Raw genomic sequence first — 19,663 nt, forward strand, 5'->3', positions numbered from 1 at the left:
CTCAGAACCTGACCCAGTATTCGGCGTAGACGTTGCGTCCGTCGGTGTCGTAGGGCGCGTTGCGGGAGTACACCAGGCCGCGGCTGGCCTGGAACACCGCCTCGTCCGGGTAGCGGTCGAACAGGTTGTCCGCGCCGATGCGCAGCGTGTTGTGGGCGTTGAGGCGGTAGGCCAGCGCCAGATCGAAGAACTGCATGTCGCCGAAGCGCTGGAAGATGTCGCCGGTGGCGTTGCCGGTCGAATCGGTCCAGGCCCCGTAATGGCGCAGCTTGCCCAGCACGCTCCAGTTGCCGATGTCGTAGTTGGCGCTGAAGGTGCCCTTCTGCCGCGGCAGGCGCTCCTCGAAGATCACCCGCTGGGCCTGGCTGGTGGCCACGCTGGTGGCGCCCTTGTCCACCTGCGTCTGGTTGTAGTTCCAGCCCAGGGTCAGGGTGAGGCGGCCGGGGCCGGCCTCGCCCGTCCAGCTGCCGACCAGGTCCACGCCGCGCGTGGTGGTGTCGAAATCGTTGGTGAAGTAGCTCACCGAGGTATAGCCCATCGGGTTGGCCACCCCGGCCGGGATCTGGAACGAGGCCGACTGGCTGAAGCGGTCGGTGACCTTGATGTCGTACAGGTCCATCGACCCGGAGAAGCCGGCGTCGTTGCGCCAGGCCAGGCCCAGCGACGCGGTGCGTGACTGCTCCGGCTTGAGCGCGGTGGCGCCGAGCTGCCGCGCCAGCGGGTCGCTCGGCGACAGCCGGCCCGAGGTGAACACCTGCAGCGTCACCGTGTCCAGCCCCTGGACCGTGCTGGTGGTATAGAGCTGGCCGGGCGTCGGCGCGCGGAAACCGGTGGAGAGCGAACCGCGCAGGGCGAACGCCGGGGTGATCTCGAAGCGGGTGGAAAGCTTGCCGTCCAGGGTCCCGCCGAAGCTGGAGAAACGCTCGTAGCGGACCGCCGCACCGGCGTTCCAGCGGGCGCTCAGCGGCGCCTCCACGTCCACGTAGGCGGCATGGCTGCGCTGGCTCCAGCGCCCGGCGTTGTCCGGGCCGAAGCCCGGCGCGCCATTGGAGTTGCCGGCTAGGCCCGCCGCCGCGCCCGGACCGATCGCATACGAGGCCGGGTCGCCGGCATCGACGCCGTAGGTCTCCTCGCGGAACTCCGCACCGAAGGCGATGTTCAGCGGTGCCGGCAACGCGCCCAGCGGGAGGCTGTAGACCAGGTCGGCGTTGACGTTCTTCTCCACCTGGGACAACCGCCCCAGGTAGAAGGCGGTCGGGCTGTCCGGACCCAGCGAGGCGTTGATCGAGTCGCCCAGCGTGTAGCGGATGCGGTTGCGGCCATAGGACCCACTGACGTCCCAGCCCAGGTCGGGCGTGAACTGGCCGCGCAGGCCAGCCACCAGCTGCAGGTCATCGTGGTCGCTGCCGTACTTCGGCGAGAAGCCGGTCGGATACAGCGTGCGCACGTCCCAGCCGGGGAACAGCGGTGTGGTGTCGTAGACCGACGCGGTGCCGTCGGGGTTGCGCCAGTTGAAGTCGCTGACACCCTCGCCGCTGTTGTAGAGCGCGTACGCGTAGGCCTCGGAGGTGGCGCCGAACGGCAGCCGCAGGTTGAAGCCCAGCCGCCGGTTCTCCAGGTCGGGCTGGCCCCAGCGCTGCACCGGGTCCGGCACCTGCAGCGACGGATGCGCCTGCTGGAAGGCGATCGCGTCCGGGCGCTGGCGGCTGCGCGAGGTGGCATCGGCCTTGTCGTACTCCAGGAACAGCGACAGGGCGCCGGTCTCGCCGAGGCCGACGCCGGTACGGGCACCGAAACGGCGCGCCGTGCCGTCGCCTTCGGCGTACTCGGACAGTCCCAGGGTGAACTCGCTGCCGATGCTGTCGTCGAGCAGGATGTTGATGACGCCGGCGATGGCATCCGAACCGTACTGTGCCGACGCACCGTCGCGCAGCACCTCGATGCGCTTGATCGCGGAGGTCGGGATCTGCGACAGGTCCGGGCCCTGCGCACCGCGCGCGCCCAGCAGCGCCGAGCGGTGGAAGCGGCGGCCGTTGACCAGCACCAGGGTCTGGTCCGGCGACAGCCCGCGCAGCGTGGCCGGACGCACGAAGACCTGGCCGTCGGCCATCGGCAACCGCTGCACCACGAACGACGGCACCAGCTGCGCCAGCACGTCGGACAGGTCCGTGGATTCGATGGCCTGGATGTCCTCCTGCGAGAACACGTCCACCGGCGCCAGCGTATCGAACTGGGTGCGGTGCGAGCCGCGCGTGCCGGTGACGATCATCGCGTCGAGCGTGGCCGGTTCGGCGGCATCGCCGGCGGCGGTCCCGGCATGCGCATCGGCACAGACAAGAGGAAACAGGACGGTGGCGACAGCCATCGGCAACAGACAACGCTTCACGGAGGACTCCGGTTGGACGGGGGGAACGTGCCGGCGACGCCGGCCCGGGACGCGCATGGTCGGCATGCAGCGTTTCCCGCCGATGACAGGCCACCGCGATGCACGCGGCGAACCGCGCGTGCCTGCCGCGCGTGCGCCGCGGTCGACACGGCGCGCATGCACCGCGCGCGTCCCTACGGCGCCATGCAGCGCACCGCGCTACGCGCGGCGGCATCGCCCTCCGGCACCGCGGTACCGCCTGCGCCAGCGACACCCTTGCCCCTGCGCCGCCACCTGCCGGCCGCGGCGTGCGTCCTCGCCGCCCTGATCGCAGGGACGACGCGCGCGATGCGGACGCGGGAGCCGGATGACCGCAACCGACGCAGGCGCATCCGCGGAGCCTCCTCCCCGCGCAGCGCACCGGCAGCGCCAGCTGCGACAGGCCGCGCCACGAGGCCAGCAGCCCGGCCACCGGCCTCCGGATCGCCGGATGCGCGCCAACCGCACCCGGGCCAGCGCCCCCGGCTTGCCTGCACTGTTGAGAATCGTTATCGTTGCCAGTTAGGCAGTACGCCCAGCCTCCCGCGGCCCGCTTCTCCGATCTCCGCCGCCAGCCCCGTGTACCCCTGAACCCCCTTCGCAACGCGGTGCCGAGCGGCGCCGCGTCATGCATGCGGGCCAACCGGCGGGAGCAACAGCGTGCAGGGCGCGCGTCCGACAGGACGCCGCGCCGAAGACGATTCCCGTCGTTGGCCGGCACCGTGTCCCCGCCACCAGGAATCGTACGATGCCGACGCTGTCCCCCGTTCCGTCGCCGCGGCCCGCGCGGCTTGCCGCTGCTCTCGCCACCGCCCTGCTCCTGCAGGCATCCACCGTCCTGGCGCAGAGCGCACCCGGGCAGGCGGCCACCCTCGACACCGTCAATGTCGTCGCCGAAGACAGCGACTCCTACACCGTCAAGCACGCACGTACCGCCACCCGGCTCGACCTGTCGCTGCGCCACACCCCCCAGTCGGTCACCGTGCTCACCCGCCAGCAGCTCGACGACATGGGCCTGTACGCGTTGTCCGACGTGATGGGCCAGGTCACCGGCGTGCACGTGTCGGTCACCGACAGCGAACGCATCAACTACGTCTCGCGCGGCTACAACATCACCAATTTCCAGGTCGACGGGATGCTCAACACCTTCGGCGGCTACATCAAGACCAATACCGACAGCGCCCTCTACGAGCGCATCGAGGTGGTCCGCGGCGCCACCGGCCTGACCACCGGCGCCGGCGACCCCTCCGGCAGCGTCAACTACGTGCGCAAGCGCCCCAGCGACCAGTTCGCGATGAGCGCCGGGATGACGCTCGGGCGCTGGGGCAACCACCGCCTGGAAGCCGACATCGGCGGCCCGGTCGCGCTCGACGGCCGCATCCGCGCCCGGTTCGTCGCCGCCAAACAGCAGAGCGACTCGTTCCGCGACGTCTACCGTCTGGACAAGGACGTGTTCTACGGCATCGTCCAGGCCGACCTCGGCGACCGCACCCTGCTCGAAGCCGGCTACGAGTACCAGTCGCCGGAAACCTCCGGCGTCACCTGGGGCGTGGTCCCCTACTGGGGCGCCGACGGCAAGCCGGCCGGCCTGCCGCGCTCGACCAACCTGTCCGCACGCTGGAGCCAGTGGCCGATCGTCGAGAAGACCGCGTTCGCGCGCCTGGAGCAGGGCCTGGGCCGGGACTGGACGCTCAAGGCCAGCTACACCCGCTCCAAGCGCGACACCCAGGGCGAGGTCTGGTACGGCGCCTCGGGCTATCCGCGCGCCGACGGCAGCGGCGTGGGCGCCTTCATCGGCGCCTTCGGCGAACGCGGCGACATGCAGGTGTTCGACCTCAACGCCGGCGGACCGTTCCGGCTGTTCGGGCGCGAGCACGAGCTGGTGTTCGGCGTGGGCCAGTCGCTGCGCAAGGGCGAGGTGCCCGCCGCCGACTTCGACTATGCCGACAGCTACGCGCAGGTGCCGGACTGGCGCCACTGGACCGGCGACGTGGCACCGCTGCAGATCGTGCGCCACCCCTGGCTCTCCTCGCGGGACGAGCTGAAGCAGCGCGCGGCCTACGTCGCCGCCCGCCTGCAGCTTGCCGACCCGCTGCTGGCGGTGCTGGGCGCGCGCTACGGCAGCTGGGAAACCCGCAGCTGGAGCTACCAGCGCGGCGCCGACGGCACGCTGCTGGGCACCACCCGCGGCGGCTACGCGCCGGACGACACGCTGACGCCCTATGCCGGCCTCATCTACGACGTCACCCGCTCGCTCAGCGCCTATGTCAGCTACACCGACATCTTCCAGCCGCAGAACTACCGCGACAAGCACAACGCCTACCTGGAGCCGGTGGTCGGCGACATGTGGGAAGCCGGGCTCAAGGCCGAACTGCTCGACGGCCGCCTGAACCTCTCCGCCGCCCTGTTCGAAGGCGAGAAGGACAACGTCGCCGAGCTCGACGACTCGGTGCCCGAAGGCTCGCTGCCCGACGGCGCCAGCGCCTACCGCTCCACCGGCAAGGGCAACAAGGTCAAGGGCTGGGAGGCCGAAGCCCAGGGCAGCCTCGGCGCCCACTGGAACCTCTCGGCCGGCTATGCCCATACCGTCATCCGCAACCGCCTGGGCGAGCGCCAGAACACCACCACGCCGGTGGACACCTTCCGCCTCAACAGCGCCTGGCGCCCCGGCGGGGCCTGGAGCCGGCTGTCGCTGGGCGGCGGGCTGACCTGGCAGAGCGGCATCTGGCGCCTGGGCAACCGCCCCGCCGACGACTACCTCAGCAGCGGCAAGACCTACAAGTCGCGCATCTCCCAGGACGCGGTGGTGCTGCTCAATGCCTTCGCCGGATACCGCTTCAGCGACAACCTTTCCGCACAGCTGAACATCACCAACCTGCTCGACAAGAAGTACTACAACAACGTCGGTTTCTACGACGGCGTGAACTGGGGCGAACCGCGCAACGTGCGCCTGAGCCTGCGCTGGAAGCTGTAAGCACCCGGCAGCGGCGCCGCACCGGCCAGGGAGGGCCGCGCGGCCGCCCGCACCGGTCTTTCCCCTCCACCCGACCATAGCGATCGCCTTGGATACCCCACTCTCCATCCCGCCCCTGCAGCGCCGGCTCGGCGCCGTCTTCGCCCATCCGCGGATGGGCGTGCTGTCGCGCACGCTGGCCGCCATCCTCGGCGGCTATGCGCTGGCCGCCACCAGCGCCGCCTTCCTCGCCCTGGCGCTGCCGATGCCCCGCAGCCAGGCGGTCCTGACCGGCATGCTCGTGGCCATCGCCCTGTGCGCGTGCGCCGCGCTGTGGGCCTTCGCCACCCGCACCGCCCTGCGCGCCTGGGTGGGCATCCTGCTGCCCACCGCCGCGTTCTGGGCCGGGGCCTGCCTGCTGGGACCCGCGTCATGAAGAACGGATTCCGCCAATCGATGGCCTGGCTGCACACCTGGAGCGGCCTGCTGGTCGGCTGGCTGCTGCTGCTGATCTTCATGGCCGGCACCGCCAGCTACTACCGCGACGAGATCACCCGCTGGATGCGCCCGGAGCTGCCCCGCAGCACGGTCGGCAGCGACGAGGCCGCCGCCCGCGCGCTGCACTTCCTGCAGGAGAAGGCGCCACTGGCCGAGAGCTGGAGCGTGACCCTGCCCGACGCGCGCAATCCCGCCCTGCGCGTGTTCTGGCGCAATCCCGAATCGATGGCCACCCCGCCGGCGCCCGGCGAGAAACGCCGCCGCCGCGGGGGCGGCCGTTTCGGCAACGCCACCCTCGACCCGGCCAGCGGCGGCGAAGTCACCGCGCGCCAGACCCGCGGCGGCGACTTCTTCTACCGGCTGCATTTCGACCTGCACTACATCCCGGTGCTGTGGGCGCGCTACCTGGTCGGCTTCTGCGCGATGTTCATGCTGGTGGCGATCATCAGCGGCGTGATCACCCACAAGAAGATCTTCACCGACTTCTTCACCTTCCGCCCGCGCAAGGGCCTGCGTTCCTGGCTGGACTTCCACAACGTCAGCGCGGTGATGGCCCTGCCCTACCACGCGATGATCACCTACACCGGGGTGGTCACGCTGATGTTCATGTACCTGCCCTGGGGCGTGGACGCGGCCTACCCCAAGGACGAGAACGCCTTCTTCAGCGAGGCCTTCGCGCGCATGGCCGAGGTCGAGGGCCCGGCCACCGGGCATGCCGCCGCCCTCCCCATCCAGCAGCTGCTGGACAGCGCGCGGCGCGAATGGAACGGCACCGGCGCGGCCGGCTTCACCCTGTACCGGCCGGGCGCGGCCAACGCCGTCATCGACCTGCACCAGCGCGATGGCCGGCGCCTGTCGGTGGATACCGCCTCGCTGCGCTACGACGCCGTGAGCGGCAAGCGGATCGACGCCAGCCCTGCGGCCGGGGGCGCCACCCGCACCCGCGGGGTGATGTACGGCCTGCACCTCGCGCGCTTCGCCGACTGGGGCCTGCGCGCACTGTTCTTCGTTTCCGGCCTGATCGGCTGCCTGATGGTCGCCAGCGGCGTGGTCCTGTGGGCGGTGAAGGAACGCCCCAAGCATGCCAAGAGCGGCAGGACCGGGTTCGGCCTGCGGCTGGTGGACGCGCTCAACATCGGCGCCGTCGCCGGCCTGCCGATCGCCTTCGCCGCCTACTTCTGGGGGAACCGCCTGCTGCCGCTGGAACTGGCCGAACGCAGCGCCGCCGAGGCCGACGTCTTCTTCTATGCCTGGGGCGCGGCGCTGCTGGCCGCCTTCGTCTGGCCGAAGCGCATGATGTGGGCCTGGCAGCTGTATCTGGGCGCGGCCCTGTTCGCCCTGGTCCCGGTGCTCAACGCCATCACCACCCGGACGCACCTGGGCGTGACCCTGCCACAGGGGGACTGGGTGCTGGCCGGGTTCGACCTGTGCATGCTGGCGTTCGGCGCCGTGCTGGCCTATTGCGGATGGCGCATGCAGCGCTGGCAGCCGCCGCTGAGCGCGGCGGAGAAGAAGCGCCGCCAGCAGGCCGCCGCCGCGGGAGCCCCGGCATGAGCCTGCTCGCGCTCGCACTGGCGTTCTCGGCCTTCGCCGCCCTGTCGCTGGGCATGGAAAAGCACCGTCCGGTGCTGGCCGGCGCCGCGCCGGCCAGCGCCCGTCGGCTGCGGGCCTGGCGGGTGCTCGGCTGGCTGCTGCTGACCGGCGCCTTCGCGCTGTGCGTCGGCGACCAGGGCTGGGCGCTGGGCCCGGTGGTGTGGCTGGGGGCGCTGACCGTGGCCGGGCTGTTGCTGGCCTATGGCCTCCATCCGTACCGGCCGCGCTGGATCGTGCCGCTGGCCTGGGCGCTGCCGGCGGTCGCGCTGGGCGTGGCCTGGCTGCCGGTATAGCGCCGGCGCCGGCTCAGGGCACCAGCGAGAACATGTGCGCATCCAGCGCACGGCCATCGATCGCCAACCGGTTGCGGGCGATGCCCTCGTGCAGGGCACCGCATTTGCGTGCGACCCGTTCGCTGGCACGGTTGCCCACCGCGACGACGATCTCGATGCGCTGCAGCGCCAGCCGCGTGAAACCATGGCCGGCCAGCGCATGCACGCAGCGCGTGGCGATGCCCTGCCCCTGCGCCGACTGCCGCACCCAGTACCCGAGGTTGCAGAACCGCGGATCGTCACGGATCTCGTTGAGCCCGGCCCCGCCCAGCAGACGCCCGCTGTCGGGACAGAACAGGCCCAGCTCCAGCGCGGTTTCGGCACGGTGCCAGGCCCGGCACACGGCAAACCATTCCAGGGCCTGCTCCACGCTGTAGTCCGGCGTGGCCCAGGCCATCCACGGCCGTATGCTGGCGACCGATTCGCGCACCGCCTCGGCGAAGGCCCCGGCATCGGCCTCCTCGAACGGGCGCAGCAGGAGTCCCTCGGAACGCAGGGGGGACGGTGTCATGCAAGGCTCCCTTTGTCTGCCCGCGACAGGATCAACGCGGGCGCAGCTCCCAGGCACGGTGGATGCGCGCGTTGCGCTCGAAGTCCGGACCGATGGTGCGCGCACTGATCTCGCGGCATTCGGCGAACCCGGCGACCGCGTTCTCCTCGAGCTTGAAGCGGCGGAAGTTGTTGGAAAAGTACAGCACGCCGCCCGGCGCCAGCCGCGCCACCGCCGCGCGCAGCAGCCGCAGCTGTTCGCGCTGCACATCGAAGTCCTCGGCGCGCGCGGAATTGGAGAAGGTCGGCGGGTCGCAGAAGATCACGTCGTACCGGCCCTGCTCGGCCTCCAGCCATTGGATCGCGTCGGCCTGCACCAATTGGTGGCGGCTGCCGCCCATGCCGTTGAGGGCCAGGTTGTCGGCACACCACTGCAGGTAGGTCCCGGACAGGTCGACGCTGGTGGTCGCCGCCGCGCCGGCCACCGCGGCCTCGACGCTGGCCACACCGGTGTAGCAGAACAGGTTGAGGAAACGCTTGCCGCGCGCCTGCTCGGCCATGTGCCGGCGCAGCGGGCGGTGGTCCAGGAACAGGCCGGTGTCCAGGTAGTCGAACAGGTTGACCCGCAGCAGGGCCCCGTTCTCGCGCACCAGCACGAACTCGCCGCGCTGCTCGAAGCGGCCGTACTTGCTGCCGCCCTTGCCGCGCTCGCGGGATTTCAGCGCCACCTGCTCGGCCGGCACCTGGAACACCTCGCGCGCGGCGGCCAGCAGTTCGTTGCGGCGGCGGCGCACGTCGGCATCGGGAATGGCGGCCGGTGCTGCGTATTCCTGCACGTGCAGGAAGGTGCGGCGCTTGCCGCCGTCCTCCTGGTAGACATCGATGGCCGCGGCGTATTCCGGCAGGTCGGCGTCGTAGGCGCGGAAGCAGCTCACGTCCTCCCGCGCCCGCCAGCTCTTGAACTTCTTGAGGTTCTTGCGCAGGCGGTTGGCCACCATCTGCGCGCCCTCGCTGAGCGCGCGCGGCTGGTCATCGTCCGCGCGCCCGGCCACCGCGACAGGGTCGCAGACGATCAGCGTGCACTCGATGGCGCCGTTGAACAGCTGGTAGGTCCTGCGCGCGCGCAGACCGGTGGCGAAGGCCAGTTCGGCATTGCCGCACAGCAGCCCCGCCCGCCACTGCGGCACCGCCTGCTTGAGCGCGTCGCCGAGCCGGCGGTACAGCGCCGCGTCGGCGGCCAGGCGTTCGTCGTAGGGCGGGTTGCAGACCACGCAGCCGGTTGCCTGCGGCGGCACCTGCACGTCGGCCACGTCGCGCACGCCGAACCAGATCGCCTCGCCGACCCCGGCCTCCTCGGCGTTCTGCCGGGCGGCGCGGATCGCCTGCGGATCGAGGTCGCTGCCGTGGATGACCTGCGTCAGCGCGGCGCGGCCGGCGCGCTCGCGCTCGCGCGCCTCGGCCAACAGCTCCCGCCACTGCTCCTGGTCGAAGCCGCGCCAGCGGCTCGGCGGGAGGCTGCCGTGGCGCTGCAGGCCCGGGGCGACATCGGCCGCCATCAGCGCGCCTTCGATCAGCAGCGTGCCACCGCCGCACATCGGGTCGAGCAGGCCGCCGCCTTCGGCGTGGATCTTCGGCCAACCGGCGCGCAGCAGCACCGCCGCGGCCAGGTTCTCCTTCAGTGGCGCATCGTTCTGCGCCAGGCGCCAGCCGCGCTTGTGCAGCGAGCCGCCGCCGAGGTCGATGGATATCGTGGCCCGGCCTTTGCGCAGCGACAGGTTGATGCGCACGTCCGGCAGCTCGACGTTCACCGACGGGCGCTCCAGGCCCTCCCCGCGCAGACGGTCCACCACGGCATCCTTGATCCGCTGCGCGGCGAAGCGCGCGTGGGTGATCGCGGTACCGGAGACATGCGCATCCACGGCCAGGGTCAGTCCGGCATCCAGATGCTGCTCCCAGGGCATCGCCAGCACCCCTTGGTACAGGGCGGCTTCGTCCGCGCAGTCGAACGCCGCCAACGGCCACAGCACCCGGCTGGCCAGGCGCGACCACAGCACCACGCGCTGCGCATCGCGCAGCTCGCCTTCGGCATTGACCCCGGCGATGGTGGCCGTGGCCCGGGGCAGGCCCAGTGCCAGCAGCTCGTCGGCCAGCAGGTACTCCAGGCCCTTGGCGCAGGAAACGAAGAATTTCACGGAAAGACGATCACAGAAACGGGCGCGGTGCCGGGGCGCGTATTGTACGTGCCCGGCCCGCCGCACCCGAGGCCGGGCATCGGACGCATGCCGACCGGCGTGCAACGCGCGGGGCATGCCTGGCGGACACTGCCGCGGGAACGCCCAGCGGGGCGCGGCCCCGCACTACAGGCAGGCATCGCGGATCAGAGGACGCCTGCGGGTCGCCGCGCCCGGGCAGCGCCGGGCCGTACCCGGCGGGATGGCCGCGGGAACGCCCAGCGGGGCGCGGCCCCGCGCTACAGGCAGGCATCGCGGATCGGAGGACGCCTGCGGGTCGCCGTGCCCGGACAGCGCCGGGCCGTGCCCGACGGGATGGCCGCGGGACCGCCCAGCGGGGCGTGGCCCCGCGCTACAGGGAGGCATCGCGGATGGGAGGACGCCTGCGGGTCGTCGCGCCCGGGTAGCGCCGGGCCGTGCCCGGTGGGATGGCCGCGGGACCGCCCAACGGGGCGTGGCCCCGCGCTACAGGGAGGCATCGCGGATGGGAGGACGCCTGCGGGTCGTCGCGCCCGGGTAGCGCCGGGCCGTGCCCGGCGGGATGGCCGCGGGAAGGCGCCGCGCTCTACAGGCTGCGCAGCAGGGCTTCGAATTCGCGTGCGGCGTCGTCGACGTGCTTGTCCAGACGGTGGCCGTCATCGACCAGCAGCAGCCGCGCCGAGCGCGCCTGCGCCCAGGCGATCACCTCGGCCGGGGGAATCAGTTCGTCGTGCCAGGCATGCACCACGCTGGTCGGTACGCGGGCCGCATCCAGGGCCGGCATCGGTCCCATCGTCGTCGGCGGCACCATCAGCATCAGTCCCTGTACCGGGGCATGCAGCGAGGCGATGGCCGAAATGTACGCGCCGAGACTGGAGCCCACCAGCACCAGCGGGCCACGGCAGGCGGCATCGCTGGCCAGCCGCACCAAGCGCTGCAGGCGCCCGGGCACGTCGCCGACCTCGCTGATGTCGCGGCGGGCGTCCAGGTCGGTGTAGTCCGGACGCTCGTGGGTCCAGCCCAGGCGCTGCGCGACGTCGGCCAGCGCGGTGACCTTGGTCGCCTCTGGACCACTCTCGAAACCATGGGAAAGAATGCAGTGACCACGACTCATTGGGGGCACCGGTAGGCAAAGCGGAACGGCCGGCAATGCTAGCATCGACCGATGAACGCCATGCCTCCCGTCCATCCCGACCCGCTGCCGTATGCGCACCTGCTGCCGCTGCGCGCACCGGCCGCGATCGACCTGGTGGTGGTCCACTGCACCGAGCTTCCGGACCTGGCGACCGCCCGCATGTATGGCGAACGCGTGCTGTACGACAGCGGCACCGGCAACAGCGGCCACTACTACATCGACCGCGACGGCAGCATCCATCAGTACGTCGCCGCCGAACGCACCGCCCACCATGTGCGCGGCATCAACCCGCGCTCGCTGGGCATCGAGCTGGTCAACAGCGGCCGTTATCCGCACTGGCTGGACTCCCGGCACCAGGCGATGGACGAGCCCTACGCGCAGGCCCAGGTCGATGCGCTGATCGCGCTGCTGCGCGCGCTGCCGGCACAGCTGCCGGCACTGCGCTGGATTGCCGGGCACGAAGAGCTGGACACCGAACAGGTGCCGGCCAGCGACGATCCGGCGCGGCGGGTGCCGCGCAAGCGTGATCCGGGACCGCACTTCCCATGGGCCGAGGTGCTGGCGGCCATTCCGCTGCAGCGGCTGCCGGAGCGCCCCTGACCCACTCGGCCCCCGGACCGCACGGTCGCGGGCGCCGCGCCTATCCGCGTTCCACCGGGCGCGACGGGTCCGACGACCATCCACTCCAGGAGTCGGCGAACACCCGGGCCCCGGGCAGGCCGGCAGCCTCGAATGCCAGCAGCAGGTGGCAGGCCGTGACCCCGGAACCGCACATCAGCACCGCCTGCGCCGGCGCATGCCCGCCCAGCAGCGGCTCCAGCTCCGCGCGCAGCTCGGCCGCCGGGCGCAGGCGGCCATCGCGCAGGTTGAGCGCGAAGGGCCGGTTGCGCGCGCCCGGCACATGCCCGGCGACACGGTCCAGCGGCTCGACGTCACCGCGGTAGCGTTCGCCGGCCCGTGCATCGATCAGCCAGCCCGGCGGCTCGGCCAGGCGTGCGGCGACCTCCCCGGCAGTGACGACCTGGGCGGGATCGAAACGCCCCGGATACGGCGGCAGCGGCGCGGGCGCCACGGCCGTGGCCGACACCGGCTGCCCCGCGGCCTGCCAGGCGGCCAGTCCCCCATCGAGCACCGCGGCGCGGCGATGGCCGATCAGCCGCAGCAGCCACCACAGCCGGGCCGCGGCCATGCTGCCGTCGCCGGCGTCGTAGACCACCACCTGGGTATCCGCGCCGATGCCCCAGCGTCCCAGGGTGGCCGCGAAGGCATCGCTGTCCGGCAGTGGGTGGCGGCCATGCCCGGGCCGCGACAGGTCGGCCAGGTCGCGGTCGAGATCGGCGTATACCGCGCCGGGCAGGTGCCCGGCGGCATGGCCGGCCGCGCCGGATGCGGGATCGGCCAGCGAAAAGCGCGCGTCCACCAGCCGCAGTGCCGCGCCGGCGGACGGCCGCGTGTCCGCGTGGCCGGGGGATGGAAGCGCCGCGGCAAGCGAGGCCACGTCCACCAGCGTGGTCCAGGGTGGGGCGATGGGATTCATGGGGTCTGCTCCAGTCGGCGACGCAGGTTGTAGAGGATGGCCGCGGTCGCGCCCCAGATGCGCTGCCCGGGCCAAGTGTATTCGAGCACTTCGCGGATGCGGCCCCGGTGTGCGACCTCGATCCGCCGCAGGTTCGCCGGGTCCATCAGGAAGTCCAGCGGCACCTCGAACACTTCGGCCACTTCCGCGGGCTGCGGCACCGGCACGAAGGCCGGGTCGATCACCGCCACCACCGGCGTCACCCGGAAGCGGGAAATCGTCACGAACGGATCGAGGTAGCCCAGCGGCTGCACCTGCGCCGCCGGCAGGGCGATCTCCTCGTGGCTCTCGCGCAGCGCCGCGGCCACCGGATTGCGGTCGTCCGGTTCGATGCGTCCGCCCGGGAAGCCCACCTGCCCGCCATGGTTGCGCAGGGTCTCGGTGCGCCGGGTCAGCACGACCTGCACGCCCTGCGGCCGCGGCACCAGCCCGGCCAGGACCGCGGCCTCGGCCGGCGGGCCGGGCGGCAGCAGGTCCGCCAGTTCGTCGTGGTTCCAGCCCTTGCCGGCGGGTGCGACCGCCAGGGGCGCCAGCGCGCGCAGCAGCCGTTCGCGTCCCGGCAGCGACGCCGCCAGGGTGCCGGGCTGCACGGCGCGGACCGGCAGCACGCCCTGCCTCAGGTGCTGGCGCCGCTCATCGCTCATGTGACGCCAGCCGACGATCTGCTCGCCGGTCCGCAGGCAGCCGCGGCTGCGCCCTTCCCCATCCAGTGCGCAGATTCCGATGCAGGGAGTAGGCAGGGCACGGCGAACGGCATCCATCGGTCACGATCCTTCCAAGCCTACTGCAAACGCCCCGGCGGCGACGCCGCCGGCGGTCGCCGGGCATGGAACGCGCCGCAACGGACGCGCCGGTACCGCGCTGGGACCCGGTGCCGGCCACGGGCCGCGGAAGCCGCGGGCGCTCGGCCCGGCCCCGTCCGCCCTGCCACAAACGACAACGCGCCGGTGGATACCACCGGCGCGTCGCCAGACTGCTTGTCGGTACGACTTACTTGACGCTGACCAGCTTGATCTCGAACTGCACGGCCACGTTCGGCGGGAACGGGGTCCGCGGATCGGCACCGTAGGCCTTCTCCGGCGGCAGGGTGACTTCCCACTTGGCACCGGCCTGCATCTGCAGCAGGACGTCGCGCATGGCCTGCATCTCCACTTCGCTGACCTTGATCGACGGGATCTGCTGCGCCGGGCGCGCTTCTTCCGGACGCTGGCCGTACGGGAACGGCCCGGCCACTTCCAGCGCCACGGTGCTGGCCTGGGTCGGCTTGGCGCCGTTGCCGGCCTCGATCACCCGGTACTGCACGCCACCGGCCAGCGACTGCACGCCGGTCTTGGCCTGGTTGGCGGCCATGAACTGGTCGCTGCGGGTCTTGTTCTCGGCAGCGGCCTTCTCGTACTCGGCCTTGGCGGCCTCGGCGCGGCCCTGCTCGCGGCGCTGGAACGCCTCGATGGCCGGCTTCAGCTGGTCGCTGGTGATCGCCGGCTGCTGCTTGGCGTAGGCGTCCTGCAGACCCTTGACCACCGACGCAATATCCAGTTGTTCGCCGCGACCGGTGAGCTCGGCCAGGTTGTTGCCGTAGTCGTAACCGAAGTAATAGCTCAACTTGCCCTTCTCGGACGAAATGTCCTGGGCGATTGCAGGGCCGGTGAGGGCCAGGGCGGCCACGACGACCGCGATAGAACGCAACTTCATCAAACAGTTCTCCAAGAAATGATGTCTCAGGGCAACCATGCCGCTGGAGGCGACGGGTTAGGATAGCCGTCACAACGGCGGACCGCTACCGACGACACGGACCTTGAGACCGGTGCCGCCGGCACGAGTTCCCGCTCACTTTTCCTTAACATTGCCCCTGGAGTCCGCCGCATGTCCGACGTACCGGTTTCGATCAGCACCCGCGAGGGTGTCCGCACCCTGACCGTGCAGCGGCCGGAAAAGCTGAATGCGCTCGACCGCCAGACCCTGGAAGCGCTGGACGCCGCCTTCGCCGCGGCCGCGGACGCCGATGACGTGCGCGTGGTGGTGTTGACCGGCGCGGGCCCCAAGGCCTTCGTGGCCGGGGCCGACATCGCCCAGATGAATGCGCTGACACCGGTCCAGGGGCGCGACTTCTCGCTGCTCGGCCAGCGCCTGATGCGGCGCATCGAGCGCCTGCCCAAGCCGGTGATCGCCAGCGTCAACGGCTTCGCGCTGGGCGGTGGCCTGGAGCTGGCCATGGCCTGCCACCTGCGCATCGCCGCCGATACTGCCAAGCTCGGCCAGCCGGAGATCAACCTCGGTCTGATCCCCGGCTTCGGGGGCACCCAGCGGCTGCTGCGCCTGGCCGGCCGGGCCGCCACCCTGGAGCTGTGCCTGCTGGGGACACCGATCGACGCCGCCCGCGCCCAGCAGCTGGGCATCGTCAACCGGGTGGTCGCGGCCACCGACCTGGAAGCGGAGACCCTGAAGCTCGCCCGCCAGCTGGCTGGCGCCGCGCCGTTGGCGCTGCGCGGCATCCTGGACGCGGTCAGCGTCGGCGGGGAGTGCGCCCTCGAGGAAGGCCTGGAGTACGAAAGCGCGCAGTTCGGCCTGCTGTTCGCCACCGAGGACATGCGCGAGGGCACCGCGGCCTTCCTGGAACGCCGCGCGCCGGAATTCCGCAACCGCTGAGCCGCACCGCATGCACCCGCTTTCCGTTTCCGCCCTGCAGCTGCTGCGGCTTGTCGCCGCGGACGATCTGGATGCCGCGCTGGAGGCCGGGCTGATGGCCTACGTCCCGCGGCCCGGCGACGAGGCGCTGGACCCCCACCATCCCGACCTGCCGCAGCGGCTGCTGCAGGCCCAGCAACGGCTGCAGCAGGCCTGGGCCGCCCGCGCCCGGCACCAGGCGCGGACCGCGCGCCTGGCCCGGCGCGCCGCCGAGCGCGAGGCGCGCCGCGCACCACCGCCGCTGCCCGACCGCCGACCGGCCCTGCCCGCGGCCGCGGCCGCGATCCTGGCACGCGCGCAGGCGCGCGCCGGCAAGCCTTCGCCATGAGCCGCACCCCGCCCCCGCGCACGCCGCGCGCATCGAAGAAATCCCCCGCGAAAACCGCCGCCCCGCGCGCCAGCCGGCGCATGGGCCGCGAAGCGGTGCGCGAAATGTTCACCCGCCTGCGCGAGCTGAACCCGCACCCCACCACCGAACTGGAGTTCAGCAGCCCGTTCGAGCTGCTGGTGGCGGTGACCCTCTCGGCCCAGGCCACCGATGTCGGCGTGAACAAGGCCACCCGGCGCCTGTTCCCGGTGGCCAACACCGCGGCGGGCATCCTGGCGCTGGGCGAAGCCGGGCTCAAGCCCTATATCGCCACCATCGGCCTGTTCAACGCCAAGGCCAGGAACGTGATCGCCACCTGCGCGATCCTGGTGGAGAAGTACGGCGGCCAGGTCCCCGCCGACCGCGACGCGCTCGAAGCCCTGCCCGGGGTCGGCCGCAAGACCGCCAACGTGGTGCTCAATACCGCTTTCGGGCAACCGACCATGGCGGTGGACACCCATATCTTCCGGGTCTCCAACCGTACCGGCCTGGCGCCGGGCAAGGACGTGCGTGCGGTCGAGGACGGCCTGCTGAAGGTGATCCCGGACGCGTTCCTGCAGGACGCGCATCACTGGTTGATCCTGCACGGCCGCTACGTGTGCAAGGCGCGCAAGCCCGATTGCCCGCAGTGCGTGATCCGCGACCTGTGCCATTACCGGGACAAGACCGCCGCCTGACACCGCGGCGCGGCCGGGAAGCGCCCCATCCAGCGGTCGGGGACCGGAACGAAAACGACGGGCCGGGGCCCGTCGTCGTTCGCTTCCACAGGGGAGCGGCCACTCAGAACTTCAGGTCGCCCCAGATGCCCAGCTCCCGCGTCTCGGTCCGCACCGGGCTGGCGAGCGCGCCGGTACGCGCGTCGGTGTCCTTGTACACCGCGGCCAGCTTGAAGTTCTTCAGCACCGGGTACTCGACGCCGACATTCCAGTAGCTGTCCTCGCGGAACGGGTTGAGGGTCTTGCTGGTATCGGTGCTGTCGTAGCGGCCGAACAGGCTGACATCGCCGTTGGCCACTTCCGCCAGGCGCACGCTGCTCCACAGCGACCAGCCGGTGGCCTTGTCGCTCAGCGCCGGCAGGGTGCTCTGCTGCACGTAGCCCAGGTTGCGGGCGGTGAAGTACTCGCCGCCCAGGCGGAAGACCGGGCTGGCATAGGCGACCATCACGTCGCCACGGGTGTAGCGCTTCTCGGCGCCGTCGGTCTGCCGGTCCTGGCCCAGGTAGCCGCTGTAGCCGCCGATGGCGACGGCGAATTCCGGGGTGATCTCCCAGCCCACGCGGCCTTCCACGTCCACGCCCTTGCTGCGGCTCGGGTTCTTGTAGCCGGCGCCGTTGACCACCGAGACGGCATAGTTGAAGCCTTCGCCCAGGTCGCCGCTGGCATGCGCGCCCCAGTCGGCCGAGTTGGCGTACTTCAGGCGGTCGGTCAGGGTGTTCTCGACGTAGCGGTAGCCGTAGTACTTCTCGACATAGCCGGTCCACGGCATGCCCGCCGCACCGATCTTCAGCACGAAGGCCGGATCGAAGCTGCCCTGCACGTAGGCGTTCTTGACGAACAGCTCGGTGTTGCCGATGGCCGAGCTGTACTGGAAGTCGGTGGTCAGGTTGGCCGACCAGATGTCGTTGAACTTGTGGTCCACGGTCAGGTAGAAGCGCTTGACGTCGAAGCCGGTACCGGTGGCATCGGTCTTCTGGCCGTCACGCTTCTGGTCGATGGTGCTGAGGTCGAAGAACATGCGGCCGCCGATCTTGGTGTCGTTGACCAGCTTGGCCAGGCCGTCCACCTTGGCCTGGGATTTCTGCGCCGTTTCCAGTGCCTGCGCCTGGGTGATGTTCACTTCCGACTGCGCGTCGGACTGCGCCTGCAAGGATTCCGACTGGGACTGCAACTGCTGTACCTGCGCCTGCAGGGCGGCGATCTGCGCCTGCAACTGTTCGAGCTGCGCGGGCGTCACCGCCGGGCCGGCGGCAAGCGTCGGCGCGGAGGCCAGGCCGAGCACGGCGGCAACGGCCAGGGCGAGCGAATGGGAACGCATCGGGAATCTCTCCAAAGTGTGGTGGAAGGGCTGCGGTGGACATCCGGCCGGCGGCGCACCCGGCCGGCGGTTTGCGAAGATTCCGTTAACAAGATGACAGTGATAAGACAGTCGCGTGACCGCATGCCGACAGCCGCGCGCCGGGAGCCGCCGTCATCCCGCGGTCATCCCCGTGTCGCAAAAGATTCATGCCCAGGGACTGCAATAGCGGTGAGCCGGCCCAGCCCCGGCCGCCTCTACCCTCAGGAGCCCCTCCGCGATGCCTTCTTTCAAACTCCGCCTGCTCACCGGCGCCGCCATTGCCTCGTTCGCCCTGGCCGCGCAGGCCGCCGACATCACGGGCGCGGGCGCGTCGTTCATCTATCCGGTGATGTCCAAGTGGTCGGCCGACTACACCAGCGCCACCGGCAACCGGGTCAACTACCAGTCCATCGGCTCCGGCGGCGGCATCGCCCAGATCAAGGCCGGCACCGTGGACTTCGGCTCCTCCGATGCACCGCTCAAGTCCGAGGACCTGGCGTCCTCCGGCCTGGCGCAGTTCCCGTCGGTGATCGGCGGCGTGGTGCCGGTGGCCAACGTTCCCGGCCTCCAGCCCGGCGCGCTCAAGCTCGACGGCACGACCCTGGCCAACATCTTCCTGGGGCGGATCGACAAGTGGAACGACCCGGCGATCACCGCGCTCAATCCCGGCCTGTCCCTGCCCGACCTGAAGATCACCGTGGTGCACCGCTCCGACGGCTCCGGCACCAGCTTCAACTACACCAACTACCTGTCCAAGGTCAGCGCCGAATGGAAGAACCAGGTCGGTGAAGGCACCAGCGTGCAGTGGCCGGTGGGCATCGGCGGCAAGGGCAACGAGGGCGTGGCCGCCTACGTCAAGCAGATCCGCGGCGGTGTCGGCTATGTCGAGCTGGCCTATGCGCTGCAGAACCGTCTGGCGCACGCGCAGCTGAAGAATGCCGCCGGCCATTTCGTGCAGCCCAGCGAGCAGAGTTTCGCCGCCGCCGCCGCCAGCGCCGACTGGGCCAACGCCCGCGACTTCAACCTGGTGATCACCAATGCCCCGGGCACCAATGCCTGGCCGATCACCGCTACCAACTTCATCCTGGTCCGCAAGCAGTCGCGCCCGGGCAGCCTGAAGAACACCACCGACTTCTTCCGCTGGGTCTACCGCAGCGGCCGCACCCAGGCCCAGGAGCTGGACTACGTCCCGCTGCCCGACGCCCTGGTCGGCCAGATCGAGAACTACTGGAACCAGCAGAACCTGAAGTAACCGGCACCGCCGGATGAGCGAAGAGTCGGCGGGCCCTCTCTCCCTCGTCGTCTCGGGCGCGGATCATGCGATCCGCGCTTTTTTTTTGCTTCCGCGCCCGCCGTGCGCGGCCCC

Annotated in this window: 17 protein-coding genes; 9 read left to right on the forward strand and 8 right to left on the reverse strand. The window is 71.1% G+C overall.

The window, feature by feature from the left end; translation table 11 throughout:
* Position 1: 1 nt before the first annotated feature.
* The gene (locus K5L01_RS06260; RefSeq protein WP_250063506.1) at positions 2 to 2,365 is read right to left on the reverse strand and encodes a TonB-dependent receptor plug domain-containing protein; all 2,364 of its coding nucleotides are present in this window, start codon (positions 2,363 to 2,365) and stop codon (positions 2 to 4) included.
* A 787-nt stretch (positions 2,366 to 3,152) separates the two neighbouring features.
* On the opposite strand from K5L01_RS06260, the gene K5L01_RS06265 reads away from it, so the two are divergent.
* From K5L01_RS06265 to K5L01_RS06280, 4 genes are all read left to right on the forward strand, one after another.
* Positions 3,153 to 5,378, forward strand: a complete 2,226-nt coding sequence (locus K5L01_RS06265) for a TonB-dependent siderophore receptor (RefSeq protein WP_250062915.1) — start codon at positions 3,153 to 3,155, stop codon at positions 5,376 to 5,378.
* 154 nt (positions 5,379 to 5,532) lie between these two features.
* Entirely contained in the window at positions 5,533 to 5,793 is a 261-nt protein-coding gene (locus K5L01_RS06270) for a DUF3649 domain-containing protein (RefSeq protein ID WP_250063508.1), read from the forward strand.
* On the forward strand, positions 5,790 to 7,409 hold the full coding sequence (locus tag K5L01_RS06275; protein ID WP_250062916.1) for a PepSY-associated TM helix domain-containing protein: 1,620 nt from the start codon (positions 5,790 to 5,792) through the stop codon (positions 7,407 to 7,409). Before K5L01_RS06270 ends, K5L01_RS06275 begins: the two co-directional genes overlap by 4 nt.
* Positions 7,406 to 7,741 carry a DUF3325 domain-containing protein gene (locus K5L01_RS06280; RefSeq protein WP_250062917.1) on the forward strand — a complete coding sequence of 112 codons (336 nt, stop codon included), beginning with the start codon at positions 7,406 to 7,408 and terminating at the stop codon, positions 7,739 to 7,741. The genes K5L01_RS06275 and K5L01_RS06280 overlap by 4 nt, the downstream gene beginning before the upstream one ends.
* Positions 7,742 to 7,754: 13 nt before the next feature.
* Here K5L01_RS06280 and K5L01_RS06285 read toward each other — a convergent pair whose 3' ends face one another.
* The 3 genes from K5L01_RS06285 to K5L01_RS06295 form a co-directional block, all read right to left on the reverse strand.
* Positions 7,755 to 8,291 (reverse strand): GNAT family N-acetyltransferase, encoded by a 537-nt coding sequence (locus K5L01_RS06285; RefSeq protein WP_250062918.1) that lies wholly within the window; start codon positions 8,289 to 8,291, stop codon positions 7,755 to 7,757.
* 31 nt (positions 8,292 to 8,322) lie between these two features.
* The gene (gene rlmKL / locus K5L01_RS06290) at positions 8,323 to 10,461 is read right to left on the reverse strand and encodes a bifunctional 23S rRNA (guanine(2069)-N(7))-methyltransferase RlmK/23S rRNA (guanine(2445)-N(2))-methyltransferase RlmL (RefSeq protein WP_250062920.1); all 2,139 of its coding nucleotides are present in this window, start codon (positions 10,459 to 10,461) and stop codon (positions 8,323 to 8,325) included.
* A 604-nt stretch (positions 10,462 to 11,065) separates the two neighbouring features.
* Positions 11,066 to 11,593 carry a YqiA/YcfP family alpha/beta fold hydrolase gene (locus K5L01_RS06295; protein ID WP_250062922.1) on the reverse strand — a complete coding sequence of 176 codons (528 nt, stop codon included), beginning with the start codon at positions 11,591 to 11,593 and terminating at the stop codon, positions 11,066 to 11,068.
* A gap of 60 nt (positions 11,594 to 11,653) precedes the next feature.
* On the opposite strand from K5L01_RS06295, the gene K5L01_RS06300 reads away from it, so the two are divergent.
* Positions 11,654 to 12,214: an N-acetylmuramoyl-L-alanine amidase gene (locus K5L01_RS06300; RefSeq protein WP_425603836.1), complete on the forward strand. Its 561-nt coding sequence runs from the start codon at positions 11,654 to 11,656 to the stop codon at positions 12,212 to 12,214.
* 40 nt (positions 12,215 to 12,254) lie between these two features.
* On the opposite strand, the gene K5L01_RS06305 is transcribed toward K5L01_RS06300, so the two are convergent.
* The 3 genes from K5L01_RS06305 to K5L01_RS06315 form a co-directional block, all read right to left on the reverse strand.
* Positions 12,255 to 13,151 carry a sulfurtransferase gene (locus tag K5L01_RS06305; RefSeq protein ID WP_250062924.1) on the reverse strand — a complete coding sequence of 299 codons (897 nt, stop codon included), beginning with the start codon at positions 13,149 to 13,151 and terminating at the stop codon, positions 12,255 to 12,257.
* On the reverse strand, positions 13,148 to 13,951 hold the full coding sequence (locus K5L01_RS06310) for a CoA pyrophosphatase (protein ID WP_250062925.1): 804 nt from the start codon (positions 13,949 to 13,951) through the stop codon (positions 13,148 to 13,150). The genes K5L01_RS06305 and K5L01_RS06310 overlap by 4 nt, the downstream gene beginning before the upstream one ends.
* Before the next feature lie 229 nt (positions 13,952 to 14,180).
* Positions 14,181 to 14,882 (reverse strand): FKBP-type peptidyl-prolyl cis-trans isomerase N-terminal domain-containing protein, encoded by a 702-nt coding sequence (locus K5L01_RS06315; RefSeq protein WP_250062926.1) that lies wholly within the window; start codon positions 14,880 to 14,882, stop codon positions 14,181 to 14,183.
* 171 nt (positions 14,883 to 15,053) lie between these two features.
* Between K5L01_RS06315 and K5L01_RS06320 the strand changes: the two genes are divergently transcribed.
* The 3 genes from K5L01_RS06320 to nth all read left to right on the forward strand — a co-directional run bounded on the left by K5L01_RS06320 (position 15,054) and on the right by nth (position 16,919).
* Positions 15,054 to 15,836, forward strand: coding sequence for an enoyl-CoA hydratase-related protein (locus K5L01_RS06320; protein WP_250062927.1), 783 nt, complete (start codon positions 15,054 to 15,056; stop codon positions 15,834 to 15,836).
* A 10-nt stretch (positions 15,837 to 15,846) separates the two neighbouring features.
* Complete coding sequence (locus K5L01_RS06325) at positions 15,847 to 16,203, forward strand: hypothetical protein (protein ID WP_250062928.1); 357 nt, start codon at positions 15,847 to 15,849, stop codon at positions 16,201 to 16,203.
* 80 nt (positions 16,204 to 16,283) lie between these two features.
* Positions 16,284 to 16,919 (forward strand): endonuclease III, encoded by a 636-nt coding sequence (nth, locus tag K5L01_RS06330; protein WP_250063510.1) that lies wholly within the window; start codon positions 16,284 to 16,286, stop codon positions 16,917 to 16,919.
* A 103-nt stretch (positions 16,920 to 17,022) separates the two neighbouring features.
* Here the strand turns inward: nth and K5L01_RS06335 are convergent, their stop codons facing one another.
* Positions 17,023 to 18,276 carry a porin gene (locus K5L01_RS06335; protein WP_250062930.1) on the reverse strand — a complete coding sequence of 418 codons (1,254 nt, stop codon included), beginning with the start codon at positions 18,274 to 18,276 and terminating at the stop codon, positions 17,023 to 17,025.
* Between the two features lie 259 nt (positions 18,277 to 18,535).
* Here K5L01_RS06335 and pstS point away from each other — a divergent pair, with 259 nt between their 5' ends.
* A complete protein-coding gene (gene pstS / locus K5L01_RS06340; RefSeq protein WP_250062932.1) occupies positions 18,536 to 19,549 on the forward strand; it encodes a phosphate ABC transporter substrate-binding protein PstS in 1,014 nt (337 codons plus the stop codon).
* The last annotated feature ends 114 nt before the right edge of the window (positions 19,550 to 19,663 follow it).

The organism is Stenotrophomonas mori (assembly GCF_023556335.1).
Lineage (GTDB): Bacteria > Pseudomonadota > Gammaproteobacteria > Xanthomonadales > Xanthomonadaceae > Stenotrophomonas > Stenotrophomonas mori.